The organism is Dactylosporangium aurantiacum (genome assembly GCF_000716715.1).
GTDB lineage: Bacteria > Actinomycetota > Actinomycetes > Mycobacteriales > Micromonosporaceae > Dactylosporangium > Dactylosporangium aurantiacum.
In genome coordinates this window covers 33,499-53,653 of sequence record NZ_JNYJ01000004.1, presented here as the reverse complement: position 1 = coordinate 53,653, position 20,155 = coordinate 33,499, and the positions used below count along the sequence as shown (strand labels likewise).

21 protein-coding genes and 1 tRNA gene are annotated in these 20,155 nt (G+C 74.2%); 13 read left to right on the top strand and 9 right to left on the bottom strand.

What is annotated here, in order from left to right; all coding sequences use genetic code 11:
- The first annotated feature begins 23 nt into the window (after positions 1-23).
- On the top strand, positions 24-2,456 hold the full coding sequence (locus tag OP18_RS04975) for a putative bifunctional diguanylate cyclase/phosphodiesterase (RefSeq protein WP_052386240.1): 2,433 nt from the start codon (positions 24-26) through the stop codon (positions 2,454-2,456).
- 27 nt (positions 2,457-2,483) lie between these two features.
- On the opposite strand, the gene OP18_RS60320 is transcribed toward OP18_RS04975, so the two are convergent.
- Entirely contained in the window at positions 2,484-2,744 is a 261-nt protein-coding gene (locus tag OP18_RS60320) for a hypothetical protein (RefSeq protein ID WP_245635273.1), read from the bottom strand.
- Here OP18_RS60320 and OP18_RS54800 point away from each other — a divergent pair.
- The 4 genes from OP18_RS54800 to OP18_RS04960 all read left to right on the top strand — a co-directional run bounded on the left by OP18_RS54800 (position 2,640) and on the right by OP18_RS04960 (position 4,499).
- Positions 2,640-2,942 (top strand): ATP-binding cassette domain-containing protein, encoded by a 303-nt coding sequence (locus OP18_RS54800; protein ID WP_245635269.1) that lies wholly within the window; start codon positions 2,640-2,642, stop codon positions 2,940-2,942. The two genes, OP18_RS60320 and OP18_RS54800, sit on opposite strands and share 105 nt — an antisense overlap.
- Positions 2,837-3,115: an ABC-2 transporter permease gene (locus OP18_RS58550; RefSeq protein ID WP_245635268.1), complete on the top strand. Its 279-nt coding sequence runs from the start codon at positions 2,837-2,839 to the stop codon at positions 3,113-3,115. Before OP18_RS54800 ends, OP18_RS58550 begins: the two co-directional genes overlap by 106 nt.
- 85 nt (positions 3,116-3,200) lie before the next feature.
- Positions 3,201-3,779: a TIGR03086 family metal-binding protein gene (locus OP18_RS04965; RefSeq protein WP_033357543.1), complete on the top strand. Its 579-nt coding sequence runs from the start codon at positions 3,201-3,203 to the stop codon at positions 3,777-3,779.
- 57 nt (positions 3,780-3,836) lie between these two features.
- Entirely contained in the window at positions 3,837-4,499 is a 663-nt protein-coding gene (locus OP18_RS04960) for an ABC transporter permease (protein ID WP_156089304.1), read from the top strand.
- Between the two features lie 28 nt (positions 4,500-4,527).
- On the opposite strand, the gene OP18_RS04955 is transcribed toward OP18_RS04960, so the two are convergent.
- Genes OP18_RS04955 through trpB form a run of 4 tightly spaced genes read right to left on the bottom strand, consistent with a single transcriptional unit; the run spans position 4,528 to position 7,592 of the window.
- Positions 4,528-4,944, bottom strand: a complete 417-nt coding sequence (locus tag OP18_RS04955; protein WP_033357541.1) for a hypothetical protein — start codon at positions 4,942-4,944, stop codon at positions 4,528-4,530.
- Positions 4,945-4,964: 20 nt separating this feature from the next.
- On the bottom strand, positions 4,965-5,669 hold the full coding sequence (locus OP18_RS04950; protein WP_342668870.1) for a GntR family transcriptional regulator: 705 nt from the start codon (positions 5,667-5,669) through the stop codon (positions 4,965-4,967).
- Between the two features lie 31 nt (positions 5,670-5,700).
- Positions 5,701-6,438 carry a tryptophan synthase subunit alpha gene (trpA, locus tag OP18_RS04945; RefSeq protein ID WP_245635260.1) on the bottom strand — a complete coding sequence of 246 codons (738 nt, stop codon included), beginning with the start codon at positions 6,436-6,438 and terminating at the stop codon, positions 5,701-5,703.
- On the bottom strand, positions 6,435-7,592 hold the full coding sequence (trpB, locus tag OP18_RS04940) for a tryptophan synthase subunit beta (protein WP_245635267.1): 1,158 nt from the start codon (positions 7,590-7,592) through the stop codon (positions 6,435-6,437). The genes trpA and trpB overlap by 4 nt, the downstream gene beginning before the upstream one ends.
- A gap of 203 nt (positions 7,593-7,795) precedes the next feature.
- On the opposite strand from trpB, the gene OP18_RS04935 reads away from it, so the two are divergent.
- The 6 genes from OP18_RS04935 to purE all read left to right on the top strand — a co-directional run bounded on the left by OP18_RS04935 (position 7,796) and on the right by purE (position 14,106).
- The gene (locus OP18_RS04935) at positions 7,796-8,140 is read left to right on the top strand and encodes a VOC family protein (protein WP_033357538.1); all 345 of its coding nucleotides are present in this window, start codon (positions 7,796-7,798) and stop codon (positions 8,138-8,140) included.
- A 131-nt stretch (positions 8,141-8,271) separates the two neighbouring features.
- Positions 8,272-9,705, top strand: coding sequence for a hypothetical protein (locus tag OP18_RS04930; protein ID WP_033357537.1), 1,434 nt, complete (start codon positions 8,272-8,274; stop codon positions 9,703-9,705).
- A 32-nt stretch (positions 9,706-9,737) separates the two neighbouring features.
- Positions 9,738-11,705, top strand: a complete 1,968-nt coding sequence (locus OP18_RS04925; protein WP_033357536.1) for a thioredoxin domain-containing protein — start codon at positions 9,738-9,740, stop codon at positions 11,703-11,705.
- A gap of 123 nt (positions 11,706-11,828) precedes the next feature.
- A complete protein-coding gene (locus OP18_RS04920; RefSeq protein WP_033357535.1) occupies positions 11,829-12,386 on the top strand; it encodes a hypothetical protein in 558 nt (185 codons plus the stop codon).
- Between the two features lie 98 nt (positions 12,387-12,484).
- Entirely contained in the window at positions 12,485-13,615 is a 1,131-nt protein-coding gene (locus OP18_RS04915; protein WP_033357534.1) for a 5-(carboxyamino)imidazole ribonucleotide synthase, read from the top strand.
- Entirely contained in the window at positions 13,612-14,106 is a 495-nt protein-coding gene (gene purE, locus OP18_RS04910) for a 5-(carboxyamino)imidazole ribonucleotide mutase (RefSeq protein ID WP_033357533.1), read from the top strand. Before OP18_RS04915 ends, purE begins: the two co-directional genes overlap by 4 nt.
- Here purE and OP18_RS04905 read toward each other — a convergent pair.
- The 4 genes from OP18_RS04905 to OP18_RS04890 form a co-directional block, all read right to left on the bottom strand.
- The gene (locus OP18_RS04905) at positions 14,100-15,992 is read right to left on the bottom strand and encodes a glycoside hydrolase family 2 protein (protein ID WP_081970373.1); all 1,893 of its coding nucleotides are present in this window, start codon (positions 15,990-15,992) and stop codon (positions 14,100-14,102) included. The two genes, purE and OP18_RS04905, sit on opposite strands and share 7 nt — an antisense overlap.
- A gap of 104 nt (positions 15,993-16,096) precedes the next feature.
- Positions 16,097-16,945 carry a phosphotransferase gene (locus tag OP18_RS04900; protein ID WP_156089303.1) on the bottom strand — a complete coding sequence of 283 codons (849 nt, stop codon included), beginning with the start codon at positions 16,943-16,945 and terminating at the stop codon, positions 16,097-16,099.
- A gap of 2 nt (positions 16,946-16,947) precedes the next feature.
- Entirely contained in the window at positions 16,948-17,775 is an 828-nt protein-coding gene (locus OP18_RS04895; protein ID WP_033357531.1) for a phosphotransferase, read from the bottom strand.
- Positions 17,759-18,325, bottom strand: a complete 567-nt coding sequence (locus OP18_RS04890; RefSeq protein WP_033357530.1) for a kinase — start codon at positions 18,323-18,325, stop codon at positions 17,759-17,761. Before OP18_RS04890 ends, OP18_RS04895 begins: the two co-directional genes overlap by 17 nt.
- A gap of 162 nt (positions 18,326-18,487) precedes the next feature.
- Between OP18_RS04890 and OP18_RS04885 the strand changes: the two genes are divergently transcribed.
- Together OP18_RS04885 and OP18_RS04880 are read left to right on the top strand one after the other, a co-directional pair.
- Complete coding sequence (locus OP18_RS04885) at positions 18,488-19,615, top strand: glycosyltransferase (protein ID WP_052386238.1); 1,128 nt, start codon at positions 18,488-18,490, stop codon at positions 19,613-19,615.
- A 190-nt stretch (positions 19,616-19,805) separates the two neighbouring features.
- Positions 19,806-19,879: transfer RNA gene (locus OP18_RS04880), tRNA-Met, on the top strand.
- The last annotated feature ends 276 nt before the right edge of the window (positions 19,880-20,155 follow it).

The window sequence follows — 20,155 nt, the reverse complement described above, 5'->3', positions numbered from 1 at the left end:
TCGTTCATCGATTCGGCGCATCGATGAGACCCGTTCCGGCGCGGCTCACCGCCGCGGTCGTGTCCGCCGCTGCCGTCAGCGTGGCCGTCGCCGTGGCGCTCGCCGCCGGGATCCCGACCGCCGCGTACACCGCCGGCGCCTCGCCCGGCGTCCTCGCCGCGGTCGCGGCCGGCTTCGGCGTCGTGGTCCTCGCCCAGCTCGCCCGCCTGCGGGTGCGCGCCGGCGCCGGGCACGCCACCCTCGCCTGGGGCGAGGCGGCGATGGTCGTGCTGTGCGTCAACCTGCCGGCCGCGACGATCCCGCTCGTGGTCGCCGCCGGCGTCGGCGTGTCGCACAGCGTCCTGCGCCTCGTGGACGCCCGCGCCGGGCGCCTCCGCAGCCACCGTGACCTGCTCTACAGCGTCTCCGCCCTCACCGTCGCCGGCAGCCTGGCCACCGCGACCACCGTGCTCGTCCAGCCGGTCCACGGCGCGCCGCTCACCGAGCGCGGCGTGGTCGCGCTGTGCGCCGGCGCGCTGGTGTACTGCGTGGTCGCGATCGGCCTGGTCGCCGCGCACGTCGCCACCTCCCGCGGCGGGAGGCCGGCCACCGTCGCCGTCGAGCTGCTGCGCGGCAAGCTCCTCATGGTCATCGGCAACATCGCGGTCGGCCTGGTCGTCGTCTGGGCCTGCCTCACCGACGCGCTGCTGCTGCTGGTCCTGCCGCCCGTGCTGTGGCTGCTGCAACAGGTGTACGCCAGCCGCCTCGGCGACCGGGAGGACCGCCGCACCTGGCACGAGTTCGCCGAGGCGACCCGCGACCTCAACCGGCTCGACGTGCGCGGCACCGCCGAGGCCGGCGTGGAGGGCGCCCGGCGCCTCTTCGGCGTCACCGGCGCCCGGGTCGTCCTCGCCGACGGCACCGCCTTCGGCGCCGCGGACCCCGGCACCCCGCTCACGCACACCCTCGCCGTCGGCCCGGTGGCCGTCGGCGAGCTGCAGCTGACGGGCCTCGGCCGGCTGCGCGCCCGCAACCAGCGGATGCTCGACGCCTTCGGCGACGCCCTCGCCGCCGCGCTGCACGACGCGGTCACCCAGGACGAGCTGCGCACGATGAGCGAGCGCACCACGTACGACGCGATCCACGACCCGCTGACCGGGCTGTTCAACCGCGCGGCGCTGCTGTCGCGGGGCAACGTCATGCTGCGCCGCCGGGGCCCCGACGACCCCGTCGCCCTGCTGCTGCTGGACGTCAACGACTTCAAAGAGGTCAACAACGCCCTCGGCCACGCCGCCGGCGACGAGGTGCTGCGCGTCATCGCCGGCCGGGTCGCCGAGGCCGGCAACACCGGTGACCTGCTCGCCCGCCTCGGCGGCGACGAGTTCGCGCTGCTCATCACCGACCTCGACACCGGCGGCGCCGACCTGGCCCTCGCCGCCGCCGTCGAGCGTGCCCGCAAGCTCGGCGCGCAGGTCGGCGTGCCGATGTGCGTCGACGGGGTGCTGCTGTCCAAGGAGCCGTCCATCGGCGTGGTGGTCGCCGCCGCCGGCGAGGTCGACCTCACCGAGCTGCTGCGCCGCGCCGACATCGCCATGTACCAGGCCAAGCACGCCATCCAGCCGGTCGCCTGGTACGACGCGGCCCGCGACGACGCGAGCACCGACCGCCTCGCCCTGCTCGCCGAGCTGCGCGAGGCGCTGCAGGCCGAGGAGCAGCTCACCGTCGAGCTGCAGCCCGCCGTGTCCCTCGCGCCCGGCGCCCAGCAGATCACCGGCGTCGAGGCCCTCGTGCGCTGGAAGCACCCGCGGCGCGGGCTGCTCGCCCCCGGCCAGTTCCTGCCGGTCGTGGAGGCCAGCGAGCTGATGGGCCCGCTGACGAAGTGGGTGCTGGACCGCGCCATCGGCCTGGCCTCCGGCTGGCGCCGGGCCGGGCTGGCCGTGCCCGTGTCGGTGAACATCTCCGCCCGCAGCCTGCTGGAGCGGCAGCTGCCCGAGGCGATCGGCGACCTGCTCGCCCGGCACCGCCTGCCCGCCGAGCTGCTCGTACTGGAGATCACCGAGACCGTCATGCTGTCCAAGTCGCCGGTCATCGACGACGTCCTCGCCAGGATCCGCCGCCTCGGCGTCCAGCTCGCCGTCGACGACTTCGGCACCGGGTTCTCGTCGTTCACGGTGCTCACGCGGCTGCCCGTACAAGAGGTGAAGATCGATCGGGAGTTCGTCGCGCAGATGATCGACTCGCCCAAGGCCGAGGCGATCGTGCGGGCCACCGTGGAGCTCGGGCTCCGGCTCAAGCTGCGCGTCGTCGCGGAGGGCGTGGAGAACCCCGACCAGCGCGCCGCCCTGGCCGCCCTGGGCTGCACGGCCGCGCAGGGCTTCCTGTTCCACCCGCCGCTCGCCGCGGACCGGCTCGCCGCCGTCCTGCGCGAACGCCGTCAGGTCCAGCGCCGCCACCTGCGCGCCGAGGGCGCCGGGTAACGGACAGCGCCGCCCGCCGCGGCGGTGCTAGGGTCGCCGCAGCATTCTGGACCGGGGGCGGGGATGAGCGTCATCGATGTGTCCGACCTGCGGCGGGTCTTCCGCACCCGCAGCGGGCTGTGCCGCACCGAGAAGGTCGTCGACGCCGTGCGCGGCATCTCCTTCCAGGTCGAGCGCGGCGAGCTGTTCGGCCTGCTCGGGCCCAACGGCGCCGGCAAGACCACGACGATCAAGATGCTCATCACGCTGCTGCTGCCGACCAGCGGCCGGATCGAGGTCCTCGGCCACGACGTCGAAGCCCGCCCCCGCGAGGTGCGCCGCCGCGTCGGCTCGGTCTCGCCAACGCGGCCCTGTCGCTACGGGTGCGCGAGGTCGCGGTCCTGTCCAACCTGGTCGTCGGCGTCCTGCTGGTCTTCGCCGGCGTCAACGTCCCGCTGTCCGACCTGCCCGGCTGGATGGCCGCGGTCGCGCGGTGGCTGCCGCTGACCCATGGCATCGCCGCGGCCCGCGAGGTCGCGGCCGGCGCCGGCCTGGCCTCGGTCCGCGACGACGTGCTCGCCGAGGCGGCCCTCGGCACCCTGTACGTGGTGATCGGCCTGGGCCTGCTCGCCTGGTTCGAGCGCGAGAGCCGCCGCAAGGCCACGCTCGATGTCGCCTGACGGGGCGTTTTTCGCTGCCCTGATAGTGGAATGGAACATTCCGTTCTGGTATGCTGATCGTAGTCACCGAGTTGAGGAGTACGCGATGAGCTCGAACACCTGGACCGTCCTGGACGAGTCGCACGCGGCGCTGCGGGCGGTGCTCGCCGACCTGCGCCCGGCCGACCTGCTGCTGCCCACGCCGTGCGAGCGGTGGAACGTCACCCAGGTCCTGCAGCACGCCGCCGGCGACCAGCTCGGGTTCGCCGCGACGATCACCGGCGAGGGCTGGCCGTCGTTCGACCCGTTCGCGCCGTCGGGCGAGCTGGACGGCGACCTCGACGCGTTCGTGGCGTTCGTCGAGGGCACCATGCGGGCGTCCGCCGCGGCCTGGGCGACCATCCCCGCCGACGCCACCGAGGCGCCGACGCCGCTGCCGCAGGGCAAGCTGGCCGGCTGGATCGGCGCAGGGGCGTGCGGGCTCGACGCGGCCGTGCACGCCTGGGACGTCGCCGTCGCCACGGGCCGGCCGTCGCCGCTGTCCGACGACCTCGCCGCGCGGCTGCTGCCCGTCGCCCGGGAGATCGTCGAGCCGCTGCGGGCGTACGGTGCCTACGCCGCCGCGCTGCCGGCCGCCGGTGGCCCGGCCGTGACCCTGCTGCGTTACCTGGGCCGCGCCGCCTGACCCCTCGGCCTGCGTGGCGCGCCGACCGTGGGTGACGGTTCCGGTACCGTCGGCGGCATGCGCGGGGAGCGGACGGCCGTCGCCGTCGTCGTGGTCGCTGCGGCCGCGGTCGCGGCGTTCGTGGTCCTCGACCGGTACGAGGGCTCGGCCCGGTTCGCGGACCTGCCCGGCGACGCCGACGTCCGGCTCGTCGGCAGGTTCACCCCGCGCCAGGTCGACCGGATCGCCGCCCTGCCGCAGGCCGCCGCCGTCGAGTGCGGCACCACCCTGTACGGCGTCACCGCCGTCACCTCCCGCGGGGTGCTCAGCGGCGCCACGGTCCTGACCGCCGCCGCCCGGCCGGGACTGCGCTGGTCGCAGGTGCGGTCGGGGACGTACCCGGCGACGGACGCCCAGCTGCTGATCGACGAGCGGACCGCGGCCGCCCACGACGTCCGCCCCGGCGAACGGGTCACCCTGCTGCTCGGCCCGGCCGTGGTCAACGCCACGGTCGTCGGCATCGCCGCCCGCCCCTCCGACCACGCCATCGGCACCCGCGACGCGGTGTTCCTCCTGCCCTCGGGCGCGGTGGCGGCGCTGTCCGGGGGCGCGTCGTGCGACTCGGTGACCGTGGAGCTGCGCCGCCGCCGCGACGCGAGCACCTTCAGCCGGGCCGCCGAGGACCTGCTGGACCCGCCACCCGCGGTGATCTACGACGAGTCCCTGAAAGGCCACGTCTGAGCTGGACCGGCTCGTCGACGGCCGCTGCTCAGCCGTCCTGGCCGGCGGTGGTCGGCAGGAACCGGGCCGCCCAGGTCGCTCGGGCTCGGACGGCGGGGTCCGGGTCCGCGGTCAGTTCCATGATGATGTGCCGGGCGCGTGCCGGGTCCTCCGCCATGACGTCCCAGATCTCGGCGGCCAGCCCGTCCTGGTCGTCGCCGAGGTCGCGGGCCGCCGCGTGGAGCAGGACCGGCAGCGCCTCGACCCCGGCGATCCCGGCCACCGCGACGGCGATGATGTCGCGGCCGAAGAAGTCGCCGGCGTCGAGGTACCGGTCGAGGTGGGCGCGCAGCGCCGGCAGCGCCGCCCGGTCCTGGCTGTCGCCGAGGGCGAGCGCGATCTCGTACGCCTCGGTGCCGTCGCTGTCCTCGTCCGGATCATCGATCGACCGGACGAGATTCTCCACCTCGCGGGGCGCATCCGGCGTCACAGGGCGCCGGTCCAGGTCAGGGACAGCCCGGTGGCGGCACGGGTGGCCCGGATCTCCATCATGTCGCCCAGGATGACGGCGCGGTCGGTGACGACCGGGGTGTCGTCGAGGGAGTACGTGACCCGGTCGCTGACGAACACCGGGGTGCCGGGCGGGGTACGCAGGTGGGCGGCGACGGTCTCGTCGAGCACGTCGGGGCGGATCGTCTCGGTGGCCCGGGCGACCGAGACGCCCGCGTCGGCGAGCGCCGCGTACAGCGACTCGGCGGCGAAGTCGACCGTGCGCAGCCGGCTGCCGAAGGGCTTGCGCACCCACGACACCTGGTGCACGGCGGGGCGGCCGGCGAACTCGCGGACCCGCTCCAGGCGCAGCGCCGGCGTGCCCAGCTGGGCCGCGACCGCGGACGGCGGGCGGCGCAGCGTCCGGTCCAGGACCGTGGTGCGCACCTCGTGGCCCTGCTCGCGCAGGTCGTCGGCGAGGCTGCGCAGGGACCCGAGCCGGTACGCCAGGTGCGGCGGCGACACGTACGTGCCCTTGCCGGCCTGCTGCACGATCAGCCCCTCGTCGCTGAGGTGCCGCAGGGCCTGCCGGAGCGTCATCAGGGTCACGCCGTAGCTGTGGCTGAGGTCCCGTTGCGCGGGCAGGGCGTCGCCGGGCGCGTAGTGGCCGGTGCGGATCTTCTCGGCCAGGTCGGCGGCGATGCTGCGGTACCGCGGCTCGGGGTTGATCGGCTCACCCTTCGTCTATGGCCTGCCGGATCGACCGGAGGTAGCCCCCGAGCTCGGCCGGCGAGGCGCCGTCGAGCACCCGGCGCATGATCGCGGCGCCGATGACGACACCGTCGGCGAGCTGGGCGGCCTGCGCGGCCTGCGCCGGGGTGGAGATGCCGAATCCTAGCAAGACCGGCAGGTCGCAGCGGTCGGTGAGCCGCCGCGCCAGGTCGGCGGCGGACGCGGCGAGGGTCTCGCGTTCGCCGGTGGTGCCCATGACGGTGACCGCGTAGACGAAGCCGCGGCTGCGCCGGGCGATCTCGTCGAGGCGCTCGTCGGGGGTGGCGGGGGAGGCCAGCAGCACCAGGTCGATGTCCTGCTGCTCGGCCTCGGCGCACTCCTCGAGCGGCAGGTCGGGCACGATCAGCCCGTCGAAGCCGGCGTCGCGCAGGGTCGCGCAGAACGCGGCGGCGCCGTCGCGGACGACGAGGTTGGCATACGTACTGGCGACGAGCGGCACGGTGCCGGCGACCTCCGACACGCGGGTCAGGATGCCGCGCAGGGTGGCGCCCCGGCTCAGCGCCGCGTGCGTGGCCTCCTGGATGGTGGCGCCGTCGAGCGTCGGGTCGGAGAACGGCAGGCCGATCTCGATCGCGTCGGCGCCCGCGTCGATGAGGGCCCGCAGGTGCTCGGTCCAGTCGCCGACGGCGCCGCCGGTGAGGTACGGCATGACGACCTTGTGGTCGGTGGGCAGCTTCACAGCAGCTCCTTCAGGGCCGAGATGTCCTTGTCGCCGCGGCCGGAGAGGGTCAGCAGCACGGTCGAGCCGGCGGGCAGGGTGCCGTCGCCGGCGGCGCGGATCACCCATGCGACGGCGTGCGCGGACTCGAGCGCGGCGACGATGCCCTCGGTGCGGGCGAGCCGCACGACCGCGTCGAGCACCTCGGCGTCGTCGACCGTCACGTACCGGGCCCGGCCCAGGTCGCGCAGGTGGACGTGCTCGGGGCCGATGCCGGGATAGTCGAGGCCGGCCGCGATCGAGTGGGCCTCCAGGACCTGCCCGTCGTCGTCCTGCAGGAACATCGAGCGCACCCCGTGCAGCACCCCGAGGGTGCCGCGGGTGGCGCCGGCCCCGCCTTCGGCCTCGACGCCGACCAGCTTGGCGGTGGTGTCGACGAACCCGGCGAACGTGCCGGCCGCGTTGGACCCGCCGCCGACGCACGCGACGACGTAGTCGGGGACCGCGGCCGGCAGGGCGGTGGCGCACTGGCGGCGGGCCTCGTCACCGATGACCCGCTGGAACTCGCGCACCATCCACGGGTAGGGCATCGGGCCGAGCACGGAGCCCATGCAGTAGTAGCTGTCCTCGGTGGCGCCGACCCAGTGCCGCATCGCCTCGCTGGTGGCGTCCTTCAACGTGCGGGCGCCGGTGCGCACCGGCACGACCTCGGCGCCGAGCATCCGCATCCGGAACACGTTGAGCGCCTGCCGCTCGATGTCCCGCTCGCCCATGAACACGGTCGCCGCCAGCCCGAACATCGCCGCCGCGGTCGCGGTCGCCACCCCGTGCTGCCCGGCGCCGGTCTCCGCGATCAGCCGCCGGTGCCCCATCCTCGTGGCGAGCAGTGCCTGGCCGATCACGTTGTTGATCTTGTGGGAACCGGTGTGCGTCAGGTCCTCGCGCTTGAGCAGCACCGTCACGCCCAGCTCGGCGGAGAGCCGCACCGCCGGCGTCAGGGGCGTCGGCCGGCCGACGTGCGTGGCGAGCAGGCCGGCCAGCTGGTTGCGGAACGCGGGGTCGGCCCACGCTGCCCGGAACGCCTCCTCGACCCGCCGGCAGGCGCCGATCAGCGACTCGGGCACGTAGCGCCCGCCGTACTCCCCGAACCTGCCCAGCGGCCCCGGATCGTCCATCAGCCGCACCCGCGCCGGCGAGCGGTGCGGGCGGATCAGCAGATCACCCATGGTGTCCTCGCCTCCAGAGTTCTAGAACTGTCGTGACTGTTCTAGAACAGTGGCAGACTCGGGCGGGGATGTAAAGCCGGTTCGGTCACATCGCCGGAAGGGCGCTCGTCAGTACCGGTGAAGGACGCGAACGCATGAAGGAGACAACTTCCATGAGCGACGGTTTCGGTCAGATCGTCTACCCGGTCAAGGACATCGCCCAGGCCAAGACGCTGTTCACCACGCTGCTCGGGGTCGAGCCCTACATGGACTCGCCCTACTACGTGGGCTTCCGCGTCGGTGGCCAGGAGATCGGGCTCGACCCCAACGGCGAGCGCAAGGGCATGACGGGACCGGTCGCGTACACCGCCGTGAAGGACATCAAGGCCGGCCTGCAGGCCCTCGTCGACGCGGGCGCCACCGCGCACACCGACCCGCAGGACGTCGGCGGCGGCCGCCTCATCGCCACCGTGAAGGACGAGTCGGGCAACATCCTCGGCCTGCTCCAGGACGCCTGAGGCCGGGCGGGACCGCGCCGGTCGCCGCCCGGGCCGTCCACCGTGGACGGTCCGGGCGGACGGGGCGGCGGGCGCCCGCCACATGGCGTACTGTCCTGCGTCGATCGGACACGACCGACGCGGGGGAGACCATGGACGCATCGACGGTGCACGTGCCGCCCAAGGTGGCGGCGCTCGCCGCGCGGCAGCAGCTCGGCATGCCTGTCGCCGGGCACAAGGGCACGCACCCGGTGGTGGAGTGCCTCACCGGCCTGGTCATCGCCGGAGTGATCTTCGGCGTCGCCGCCGGCGTCTACTGGGTCGGCCAGTACATCATGGTGAAGCCGCTCGCCATGCTGTTCCTGATCCTCGTGCTGGCCGGTCTGGCCGCCACCGGGTACGCGTTCTACCTGCTGTTCCGGCCGTACGTCGTGGTGTACCACTTCGAGCACGGCCTGGTGTGGACCCGCAACCGCCGCACCGAGGCCGCCCAGTTCTCGTGGGTCGACGAGATGTACGTCACCCGCAAGGACGCGAAGGCCACCGCCGCGGGCCTGGTCACGCTCGACGGCCGGGAGCTGGACATCACCGGGGCCGACAAGGCGGACTACACGGCGTTCGTCGACCGCCTCGAAGCGGTGCTGGTCGCCCGCCGGCGGCTCGTGCGGACCGAGCGCCGCAGGCCCACCGGCCGCGGCGCCGCGGGCATCGGCCTCAGCGACCGCGCCCTCGCGGTCATGGCGGTGATCGGCGGCGGCGCCCTCGTCGCGGCCATCGCCGTGCCGCTGTCGAAGGTGGGCCTGCCCGGCCCGGTGGCGGCCATCATCGGCTTCCTCGTCATCGGCATCGGCATCGGCCTGATCGGCGCCCGCGTCGACGGCCGGATCGCCGTGATCGGCGGGATCTTCGCGGCCGTCGCCGGCATCGTCGCGATGGTCACCGTCGCCCGCGCGGTGCCCTCCGTGAACAAGTACGTCACCGCGACCGTGGTCCTCGCCGTCGAGATGGGCATCGTGTCGGTCGTCGTCGGGCTGTACCAGCGCCTGCCCGCCCTGCCGCCCACCCGCGCCCGCAAGAAGCTGGCCGCCCGGCACGGCTGGGAGTTCCTGCCCGCGCTCGCCGTGGCGGTCCCGGGTCCGGTGAGCGCCCAGCGGCTCATCGGCGTCCAGGAGGGCGCGCCGTCGATGCAGCTGCACGACGTGCTCAGGGGCACCGTCAACGGCGTGCCGGTGCTCGTCGGCGACCGCCAGCGGCGCAGACCCCGGCGCAGCGACCCGGTGCAGACCGTGTGGATGGTGCCGCTGCCCGCCCCGGTGCCGTACTTCCCCCACACCGCCCTCACCCCGCCCGGCCAGGGCCAGGGCGACGCCCTCGCCGATGACCTGCTGCGGGCGTTCGCCGACCAGGCGGCGGGCCGCCCCTTCGGCATCACCCCGCCGTGGTGGATGGAGGGCTCCTTCCTGCTGTGCGAGGGGCCGGGCGACCCGGAGACGATCGCCTCCTGGGTGAACGCCCTCACCAGGATCGTCGCGCAGATGCCGTGGGACACCGTCCGCGCGAGGATCGCCGGCAGCCCGTCCGCCTGAGGCCGCCCGCCGCCGCGTGAGAGGGTGGAGGTATGGCCAACCGTCTTGCCGGCGCCACCTCGCCGTACCTGCAGCAGCACAAGGACAACCCGGTCGACTGGTGGCAGTGGTCGCCGGAGGCGTTCGAGGAGGCGCGGCGGCGGGACGTGCCGGTGCTCATCTCGGTCGGTTACGCGGCGTGCCACTGGTGCCATGTCATGGCGCACGAGTCCTTCGAGCACGAGGGCGTCGCCGCGCTCGTCAACGAGCTGACGGTGCCGGTGAAGGTGGACCGGGAGGAGCGGCCCGACGTCGACGCGGTGTACATGACCGCGACGCAGACCATGACGGGGCAGGGCGGCTGGCCGATGACGGTGTTCGCCACGCCGGACGGCGAGCCGTTCTTCTGCGGCACGTACTTCCCGCGCGACGCCTTCCAGCGGCTGGTCACGGCGGTGTCGGACGCGTGGCGCAACCAGCGCGACGCGGTGCTCAAGCAGAGCGCCGCGGTGGTGGGCGCGATCCGGCAGGTGGCCGAGAAGCCGCCGGCCAACCCGATGCACGAGGGTGTCCTCGACGCCGCCGCGCGGAGCCTGGTGAAGGTGTTCGACAAGGAGCACGGCGGGTTCGGCGGGGCGCCCAAGTTCCCGCCGCACATGAACCTGCTGTTCCTGCTGCGGCACTACCAGCGCACCCATGACGACGAGGTGCTCGACATCGTGCGGCTCACCTGCGAGCGGATGGCCCGCGGCGGCATGTACGACCAGCTCGCCGGCGGGTTCGCGCGGTACGCGGTGGACGGCACGTGGACGGTGCCGCACTTCGAGAAGATGCTCTACGACAACGCGTTGCTGCTGCGGGTGTACGTGCACCTCGACCGCATCGCGGGTGGCGGCACCGCGCGGCGGGTCGCCGGGGAGGTCGCCGACTTCCTGCGGCGGGAGATGCACGACGGGCACGGGTTCATCTCGGCGCTGGACGCGGACACCGACGGGGTCGAGGGCCTGACCTACGTGTGGACGCCGGCGCAGGTCGACGAGGTCCTCGGCGAGATCGACGGCGCCTGGGCCCGCTACCTGCTGGAGGTGACCGCGCAGGGCACGTTCGAGCACGGCGCCTCGGTGCTGCAGCTGCCCGAGGACCCGCTGAACGTGCAGCGGTGGCTGGACATCCGGCGGCGGCTGAAGGAGGCGCGCGACCGGCGCCCCCAGCCCGGTCGCGACGGCAAGATCGTCGCGGCGTGGAACGGGCTGGCGATCACCGCCCTCATCGAGTTCGGCCAGGTGTACGGCGACCCGCAGGCCGTCCGGCTCGCCGTCGACACGGCCCGCTACCTGGCCGGCACGCACATCGTCGACGGCCGGCTGCGGCGGGTGTCCCGCGACGGTGTCGCCGGCGCGCCCGCCGGTGTGCTGGAGGACTACGGCGCCGTCGCCGAGGCGTTCTGCGCGGTGCACCAGGCGACCGGTGACGGGGAGTGGCTGACCCTCGCGGGGCAGCTGCTGGACGTCGCGCTGGCCCGGTTCGCCGACCCGGCCGGCGGGTTCTTCGACACCGCCGACGACGCGGAGCGGCTGGTCAGCCGGCCCGCCGACGTGACCGACAACGCCACCCCGTCGGGGCTGTCGGCGATCGCCGCGGCGCTGGTCGCGTACTCGGCGCTGACCGCGGACACCGCCCGGCGCGAGGCGGCGGAGCAGGCCCTCGCCACGGTCGCCATGGTCGCGGCGACGCACGGCCGGTTCACCGGCTACGCGTGCGCCGTCGGCGAGGCGCTGCTGTCCGGCCCGTACGAGATCGCCATCGCCACCGAGGACCCGGCCGACCCGCTCGTCACCGCCGCCTGGTGGCACGCCCCGCCGGGGGCCGTCGTCGTCGCCGGCCCGCCCGGCGCGCCGGGGGTGCCGCTGCTGGAGGGCCGGGTCTACCGCGACGGGCGGCCCACCGCGTACATCTGCCGGAACTTCGTGTGCGACGCGCCGGTGACCGCGCTCGAGGACCTCGTCGCCGGCCTCGGCTGACCGGCCCGCCTTCTCCTCAGGTCTCTGCCGGGTTTCTCCCCAGGGCGAACACGCCCGCCCTTGGCATGCCCTTGTAACGGTGTAATCGTGTAATCAGAGTTGCACGAGCAAGGGAGTAAGCGAATGCGACGAGGAGAATGGGGGCGCGGCGGCGGCCCACGCAGCGAGCCGCCGCCCGCCACCGACGCGCCCGCCTGGATCGGCGGGGCGCTGCCCGAGGCGTGGTTCACCGGACCCGCCGAGATCACCATCGACCGTGACGAGATCACCATCGTCGGCCGGCTCAGCGAGCCGGCGCTGCCCGAGGACGCGACCGACGCCGACCGCGCCGCCGCCGAGCAGGGCCGCATCGCCGGGTTCCGGGAGACCACCCGCGACCAGCGCATCGGCATCGCCCAGCAGCTGGAGCGGCGCTACCTGCGCAAGGTGGCGTGGGGCGTCCAGGTCGGCGAGACCCGGAAGCTGTTCACCACGTTCTCCGCGCCGGTGATGACCCGCCTGCGGCAGCGCGAGCGGCAGGTCCTGGACACTCTCGTCGACTCCGGCGTGGCCCGGTCCCGCTCGGAGGCCCTGGCCTGGTGCGTCGCCCTGGTCGGGCAGCACGCCGAGTCGTGGCTGGCCGAGCTGCGCCAGGCCATGACCCAGGTCGACGAACTGCGCAAACAGGGCCCCACGGGATGAACCGCGGCGGCCCCGGCCGCCCGGCGGTGTGATCCGCGCCCGGCCGCGGCGCCCCGGACCAGGGGTGCCGCGGCCGGAAAAGCTAGGCTCACCAGCCTATGGACTCGCGAACCGGACTCCCCGTCGTGGGCATGGTGGGCGGCGGCCAGCTGGCCCGCATGACCCACCAGGCCGCCATCGCCCTCGGCCAGTCGCTGCGGGTGCTCGCCGTCTCCCCCGACGACGGGGCCGCGCTCGTCGCGGCCGACGTGGTGATCGGCCGGCACGACGACATCGACGCGGTCCGGGAGTTCGCCAAGGGCTGCGACGTGGTCACCTTCGACCACGAGCACGTGCCCGGCGACCTCATCCGCGCCCTGGCCGCCGAGGGTGTCACCCTGCTGCCCGGTGCCGACGCGCTGCGGTACGCGCAGAACAAGCGCGAGATGCGCACCCACCTGGCGGGGCTGGGCTTCCCCGTGCCCCGGTGGACCGCCGGCGACCTGCGGTCCTTCGGCGACGAGGTCGGCTGGCCGATCATCGTGAAGACCGCGACCGGCGGCTATGACGGCCGCGGCGTCTTCGTCGCCCACTCCGTCGCCGACGTGCCGCCGGGCGTCGAGGTCATCGGCGAGGAGCTGGTCGCGCTGAAGCGGGAGCTCGCCGCCGTGGTGGCCAGGTCACCGCTGGGGCAGGTCGCCGCGTACCCGGTGGTGGAGACCGTGCAGAAGGACGGTATCTGCGTCGAGGTCCTCGCGCCCGCGCCCGGCCTCGACGAGGACCTCGCCGTGCAGGCGCAGCGCCTCGCCATCGACGTCGCCACCCGCCTCGGCGTGGTCGGCGTGCTCGCCGTGGAGCTGTTCGAGACCACCGACGGCCGGCTCCTGGTCAACGAGCTGGCGATGCGCCCGCACAACTCCGCGCACTGGACCATCGAAGGGGCCAGGACGTCGCAGTTCGAGCAGCACCTGCGGGCCGTGCTCGACTACCCGATGGGCGACACCCGGCTCACCGCCCCCGCCGTCGTGATGGCCAACGTGCTCGGCGGCGCCCCCGGCGGCATGTCGATCGACGAGCGGCTGCACCACCTCTTCGCCGAGGAGCCCGGCGCCAAGGTCCACCTGTACGGCAAGCAGGTCCGCCCCGGCCGCAAGATCGGCCACGTGACAGTCCTCGGCGATGACCTGGAAGACTGCCGCCGGCGCGCCGCCCGGGCCGCCCGCATCCTCGAAGAAGGGTATGAGCATTGACCGACGTCGGCATCATCATGGGCAGCGACTCGGACTGGCCGGTCATGCGCCTGGCCGCCGAGGCGCTCGGCGAGTTCGGCATCGCGCATGAGGTGCGCGTCGTGTCCGCGCACCGCACGCCGCAGCTGATGCTCGACTACGCCGGCGGGGCCGCGGCCCGCGGGCTGAAGGTCATCATCGCCGGCGCGGGCGGTGCGGCGCACCTGCCGGGCATGGTCGCCTCCGCCACGGTGCTGCCGGTCATCGGGGTGCCGGTGCCGCTGAAGTACCTCGACGGCATGGACTCGCTCATGTCGATCGTGCAGATGCCGGCCGGCATCCCGGTGGCCACCATGGCGATCGGCGGCGCCCGCAACGCCGGCCTGATGGCCGCCCGCATCCTCGCCGTCGCCGACCCGGCGCTGCAGGCGAAGATCAGCGACTTCCAGGAGTCGCTGCGCACGATGGTGGCGGAGAAGGACGCCGCCCTCTCCGCCACGGTCGGTCAGTAGGCCGGCACCGGCGGGTTGAGGCGCTTCGACGCGTCGACGAGGTCCGTGTTCGCGGCGCGGACCCGGGCGGTGTCGACCTTCTGCACCCGCCGGTCGTAGGTGAGCAGCCCGTTGCACTCGCCCTCGACGTCGGTGAGCTCGGTGTACACGGACGCCGACATGCCCCTGGTCGTCATGAGCCGCCGCGCGTCGCGGAGCATGCCGGTGAGCCGGTCGTTGAGCTGCGCGGCGCTGGACAGCTGCTCGTAGGCGAAGTACTGCCCGTTCGGGCTGTGCTCGTGCCCGGGCGTGCGCAGGCCGGTCCCGCCGAACTCGCCGAGCACCGACACGCGGGTCGCCGACGGCGGCGGCGCGTCCGGACCGGGGTAGACGTGCCAGTCGATGATGTCGCCGGTGCCGGGGTCGCCCTTGGAGGCGCAGCAGTTGTAGCCGCTGTGCGGGTCGATCAGGCGGGTCGGGTCGTAGCCCTTGAGGTCCGTGGTGATCCGCCGGGTGCCGGCGAGGCTCCACTCGCCCCAGCCCTCGTTGAACGGCACGTACGTGACGACCGCCGGGGAGAACCGGTGCTCGTCGATGATCTCGCGGGCCTCCGTCTCCAGCTGCGCGATCTGCGCGGGCGTGCGGTTCGCGTCGAACGCCTGGGTCGACGGGATGTCCTGCCACACCAGCAGGCCGAGCCGGTCGGCGTGGTAGTACCAGCGCGCGGGCTCGACCTTGAGGTGCTTGCGGACCATGTTGAACCCGAGGTCCTTCTGCCTGCGCAGGTCCGAGGCGAGCGCGGCGTCGGTGGGCGCGGTGTAGAGCCCGTCGGGCCAGTAGCCCTGGTCGAGCGTCCCGGTCTGGAACACGAACTCGCCGTTGAGGGTCGGGCGCAGCACGCCGTCGACGAGCTTCTTGCCGATCTCCCGCATGCCGAAGTAGCTGACGACCCGGTCCACGGTGGCGCCGGCGGCGTCGCGCAGCGAGACCCGCAGGTCGTACAGGAACGGGTCGTCGGGCGACCAGCGCCGCGCGCCGGGCACCGGCACGGTGAACTCGCTGAACCCGCCGGTGGCGCGGCCGACCACGGTCGAGCCGTCGAGCGCCTCGGCGAGCACGGTGTGCCCGGTGACGTCGCCCCGGGTGAAGACCCGCACCCGGGCGGTGTCGCCGGCGAGGTCGGCGGAGATGTCGACGGAGTAGATCGACGACACCGGGGTCGGCTCCAGCCAGACCGTCTGCCAGATCCCTGACGTCGGGGTGTAGAAGATGCCGCCGGGGTGGTTGGTCTGCTTGCCGATCGGCTGCTGCTCGCCCCGGCCGTCGGTCGGGTCGTAGACGCGAACCACGATCTCGTTGACCCCGCCGTCGAGCTGCGGGGTGACGTCGACCTCGAACCGGTCGTAGCCGCCCCGGTGGGTGGTGACCCGCACGCCGTTCACCCAGACGGTGGCCTCGTAGTCGACCGCGCCGAAGTGCAGCTGGACCCGGCGGCCGCTCCAGCCGGCCGGCACGGTGAACGTGCGCCGGTAGAACATCAGGTCGCGGTCGTCGTCGCGCATGATGCCCGACAGCGCCGACTCGACGGGGAACGGCACCAGGATCCGCTCGGGCAGTGTCCGGCCCAGCGGCGGCGCGGCGGTGCGGTCGACGTTGCCGGCGGCGTCGGTGGCGGGGTTGAGGAACTCCCACTCGCCGTTGAGCGACTGCCACTCCGGCCGGGTCATCTGCGGCCGGGGGTACTCCGGCAACGGGTTCGTGGTGGGCACCTGGCCGGTCCACGGGGTCGTCAGCGGCGGGGTCTTCGGCACGACGGCGGCCGGTGCGGCGGCGGGCGTGGCGGCCGCGACCAGGGCGCCGCCGGCGAGCGTGAGCACGGCGAGGGTACGGGCGAGGAGGTGGCGCATCGGCCTCCTTCCAGCGGGCGGAGTGCCGTCTACGCTAATCCGACAAAGTACCCATTGTGTTCGAAACAGTGGAAGCGGCCAGGATCCGGCCGCCGCCGGCACAGTCACCCGGCGTGCACCGCGTCGAAGTACGCCGCCGCGGCGGTGACCTGGGTGGCCGGGTCGAGGTCCAAAGTGTGCTCGCTGCGGAAGCCGACCCGGCACGCCACCTCGTGGGCGACCGCGTACCGCCAGCCGGCGTCACCCTGGCACGACCGTCCATAGTGGACGAAGTCGGCCAGGCCGGGCGCGCCGTGGGTGTGCCACTCGTAGGCCAAGCGGGCCGCGTCGACGGCGCGGCTGCCGACGCCGAGGTTCTCCAGGTCGACCAGGCCGGTGATCCTGCCGCCGTCGGTGAGCACGTTGCCGAGGTTGAGGTCGAGGTGGACGTAGTCGTGCGCGGGCGGCGGCGGTGCCTGCGCCGCCGCCCAGGCGCGCACCCGTGCGCACAGCGCCCTGGCGGCCGGGCCGACGGCGGCGGCGTTGGCCCAGTAGCCGGCCAGGTCGTCGCGGACCACGGCGGTGACCCAGACGTTGTGGTCGCTGCGGTGTGCGCCGGGCGGGGCGTCGCGCATCCGGTCGAGCAATGTGAGCAGTTCGGCGAGCAGGGCAGGGCCGGGCGTGGCGGGCCGTCCGGGCAGCCGCGGCTGCAGCCAGGCGTAGCCGCCGCCGGGCATCGGCGCGTGCGCGAGGACCGGCGCTGCGGGGATGCCACGGCCGCGCAGCACCGGGACCTGCGCGGCCACGTACGGCAGCTTCTCGGGCAGGTCCTCGTCCAGCCCCCACTTCGCCACGACGGGCTCGCCGTCCCGGCGCGCGAAGAAGGCGCGGCGCTGCCCGTGCCGGGCCGGCACCGGCCGGGCGTCGTCCAGCCGCACGCCCAGCGCCGCCGCGATGTCGTGGACACCGGCCATCGTCAGCTCCCGCCGGCGGTGAGCCGGCGGCGCCACAGGGCGCGGAGGCGGTCGAGGCCGGCGGGTGCCGGAAGGTCGCGGTGGATGCGGATCTCGCGGCACAGCAGCAGGCCGAGGTTGACGGTGAACGCGTCCCGCAGCTCCGCCCGGTCGGTCTCGGCCAGCACCGCGGCGGCGAGGGCCGGGCTGGCCGCGGCGCCGGTGACGAACAGGACGGCCCAGTCGTAGCCGGGCAGGCGCGGGCCGGACAGCTCCCAGTCGACGAGGACGGCGGCGCCGTCGTGCAGCAGGATGTTGGTCGGGATCGGGTCGCCGTGCGCGAACGCGCGGGCCGGGCCGAGCCGGTCGGCGAGCCGGTGCAGCGCGTCGCGCTCCCCGTCGCTGAGCAGCCCGTTGGCGTGCTCGGCCGCGATCGTCGCGGACGGATCCGGTGCCGGGTCCCCGTCCAGCGCGGACCAGGCGGTGCCGCCGGGCGGGGACCAGGCGGCCACGGCGCGCACAGCGGCGCGGACGGCGGCGACCGTGGCCGGTGGGAGGTCCGCGTCCAGGTGCCGCCGGTCGTGCAGGCGCACGCCGGGCAGCCGGGCATAGACGGTGGTGCGCTCGTCAGCGTACCGCACCCGCGGCGCCACGAACCCGGGCGGGCGTTCGGCGAACGCGGCGCAGGTGGCCAGCTCCCGCGCCCGGCAACGCACCCAGTAGGGCTCGTCGGTGGTGATCGTCTTGACGACGACGGGCTCACCGGCGTCCGTGGTCCCGGCGTGCACCACCGACTTGCCCGTGCGGTGCAGCAGCTCGCCGAGGCGCACGCCGTCAGGGACGCCGGACATGGACGTCCTCGTCGCACCCGTCCTGCGGCAGGCCGGTCACCGCCGCGATCAGGGCGACCGTCTCGTCCACGGTGGACTCCTGGGCGACGACCCGCTCACCGGCGAAGCCGAGCAGGTCGAGGCGCCGGTACCAGCCGCGCATGTCCTCGGCCGTGAACTCGTCGCGCTGCGGGCGGCCCCCGTGCCGGCGCACGGTCTCGTCGAAGTCGACGTCGAGGTAGAAGCACCAGCTGCCGCCGCGGTGCGCCCGCCACAGGCCGGCCAGCATCGGGGCGTAGTGGCCCGTGAACAGGATGCCTTCCAGGATCACGTGGTACCGGTGATCGAGGGCGAACCTGACGACCTGCGCGATCAGGTCGGGGGCGAGCCCGCCGGGCAGGTCCCGCTCGCGCAGCACGACCCGGCGCAGGTGGTCCTGCTCGACGAGCGCGCAGCCGCGGCCGTGCCCGAGCCGCAGCCGCCGGGCCACGGTGCTCTTGCCGGAGCCGGAGTTGCCCCGCACGACGATCAGCCTGGTGTCCGGATGCCCCGTCGGCGCGTCGTTCGGCATGCCCGTCATCGTCCCAGCACCGGCGGGCGGCCCGGAGCACCCGCCGGCCCTTCGGCGCAGCGTCGGACCGGACACGGATCGGGCGGGGTGTAGCGTGGCCACGGAAGGTCCGGCCGCAGCCCCACCCCCTGGCGCCGAGCCCACCGACGAAAGGTGGGTGCGGTGACGACGTCCCTCGGCCTGTTGAGCACCTATCCGCCGACCCAGTGCGGCGTCGGTGCCTTCGCCGCCGCGCTCAGCGCCGCCCTGTCCGCCGCGGCGGGCGTCGACGCGGTCGGCGTCGTGCGGGTCGTCGACTCGCCCACCTTCACCGACCGGCCCGAGGTCGTCGCGCACCTGCGGGCCGGCGCCGCGGGCTCCGCCGAGGTCGCGGCGAGCGCGCTGGACCGCCACGGCGTCGTGATCGTCAACCATGAGTTCGGCATCTTCGACGGTACCGACGGCGACGGCGTCCTCGACGTGCTGCACCGGCTCCGGTCGCCCATGATCACCGTCCTGCACGCCGTGCCGCGCACGCCCGCCCCGCACCGCCGGTGGATCCTCGAGACCGTGGCGTCGCTGGCCGCGGCCGTGGTCGTCACCACCGAGCCGGCCCGGACGCGGCTGCTCGGCACGTACGCGGTCGACCCGGCGAAGGTCCACGTCATCCCGCGCGGCGCCCTGGCCCAGCCGGCGATCCGCACCGTCAGCGCCTCCGGCGATCCCATGGTCCTCACCTGGGGCCTGCTGCGCCCCGGCATGGGCGTGGAGTGGGCGATCGCCGGCATGCGCGAGGTCAGGAACCTCTCCCCGCGCCCCCGGTACGTGATCTCCGGCCAGACCCACCCAAAGGTCCTCGCCGAGGAGGGCGAGACGTACCGGCTCGGCCTGTACCAGAAGGTCCGCGCGTTCGGCGTGGCGGACCTGGTCAGGTTCGAGCGCTCCTACGCCGAGCCGGCGGCCCTGGCCCGCCTGGTCGGCCGCGCCGACGTGGTGCTGCTGCCCTACGACACCACCGACCAGGTCGCCTCGGGCGTGCTGCACGAGGCGGTGGCCGCCGGCAAGCCGGTCATCGCCACCCCGTTCCCGCACGCCGCGGACCTGCTCGGCACCGGTGCCGGCCTGCTCGTGCCGCACCGCGCCGCCGCCGCCGTCGGCGCCGCCCTCAAGCGCCTGCTCACCGACGCCGACCTGGTCGCCGGCATGCGCGCCGAGGCCCTGCGCCGCACCGCCGGCACCACCTGGGACGCGGTCGCCGCACGGTACGTCGCCCTCGCCGCGTCGCTGCAGGACGCCAGCTCCAGAGCCTGATCCGTGAGCAGTCCCGCCGTGGCGAGCAACGCCCCGCCCCGCTCGGCGACGAGGGTGTCCAGCCCGTCGGAGCCGCGTCTCCAGAACACCGGCTCTCCGTTCGTCGCGGTCATGACGACACCGGGCCGCGGAAGGTTGAGCGCCCCGACGAAAAACCTGTCGCACCCGTCGGGTAAGGTGAATCCACCGACGCGGGGTGGAGCAGCTCGGTAGCTCGCTGGGCTCATAACCCAGAGGTCGCAGGTTCAAATCCTGTCCCCGCTACGACCTTGGCGGCCCCTGCTTCGCGGCGGGGGCCGCTTGCCGTTGAGGTCTCCGCCGCCTTCGCGCTCGCTTCGCTCGCTCCCCGGTGGGGGAGCTTCGCTCCACCCACACCCCCTCAACCGCGTCGGTGGTTCCTGTGGTCGTCAGAGTGCTGGTGGAGGGTTGGCCTGGGTGCCGTCGAGCTGCGCTCATCCGGGGCTGGTCCATCGGAGCCTCCGGGCGTGGCTCGTTTCGGCACCTGGCTCGTCTCGGCCCTGGCCCGTCTCGGCGGTGATC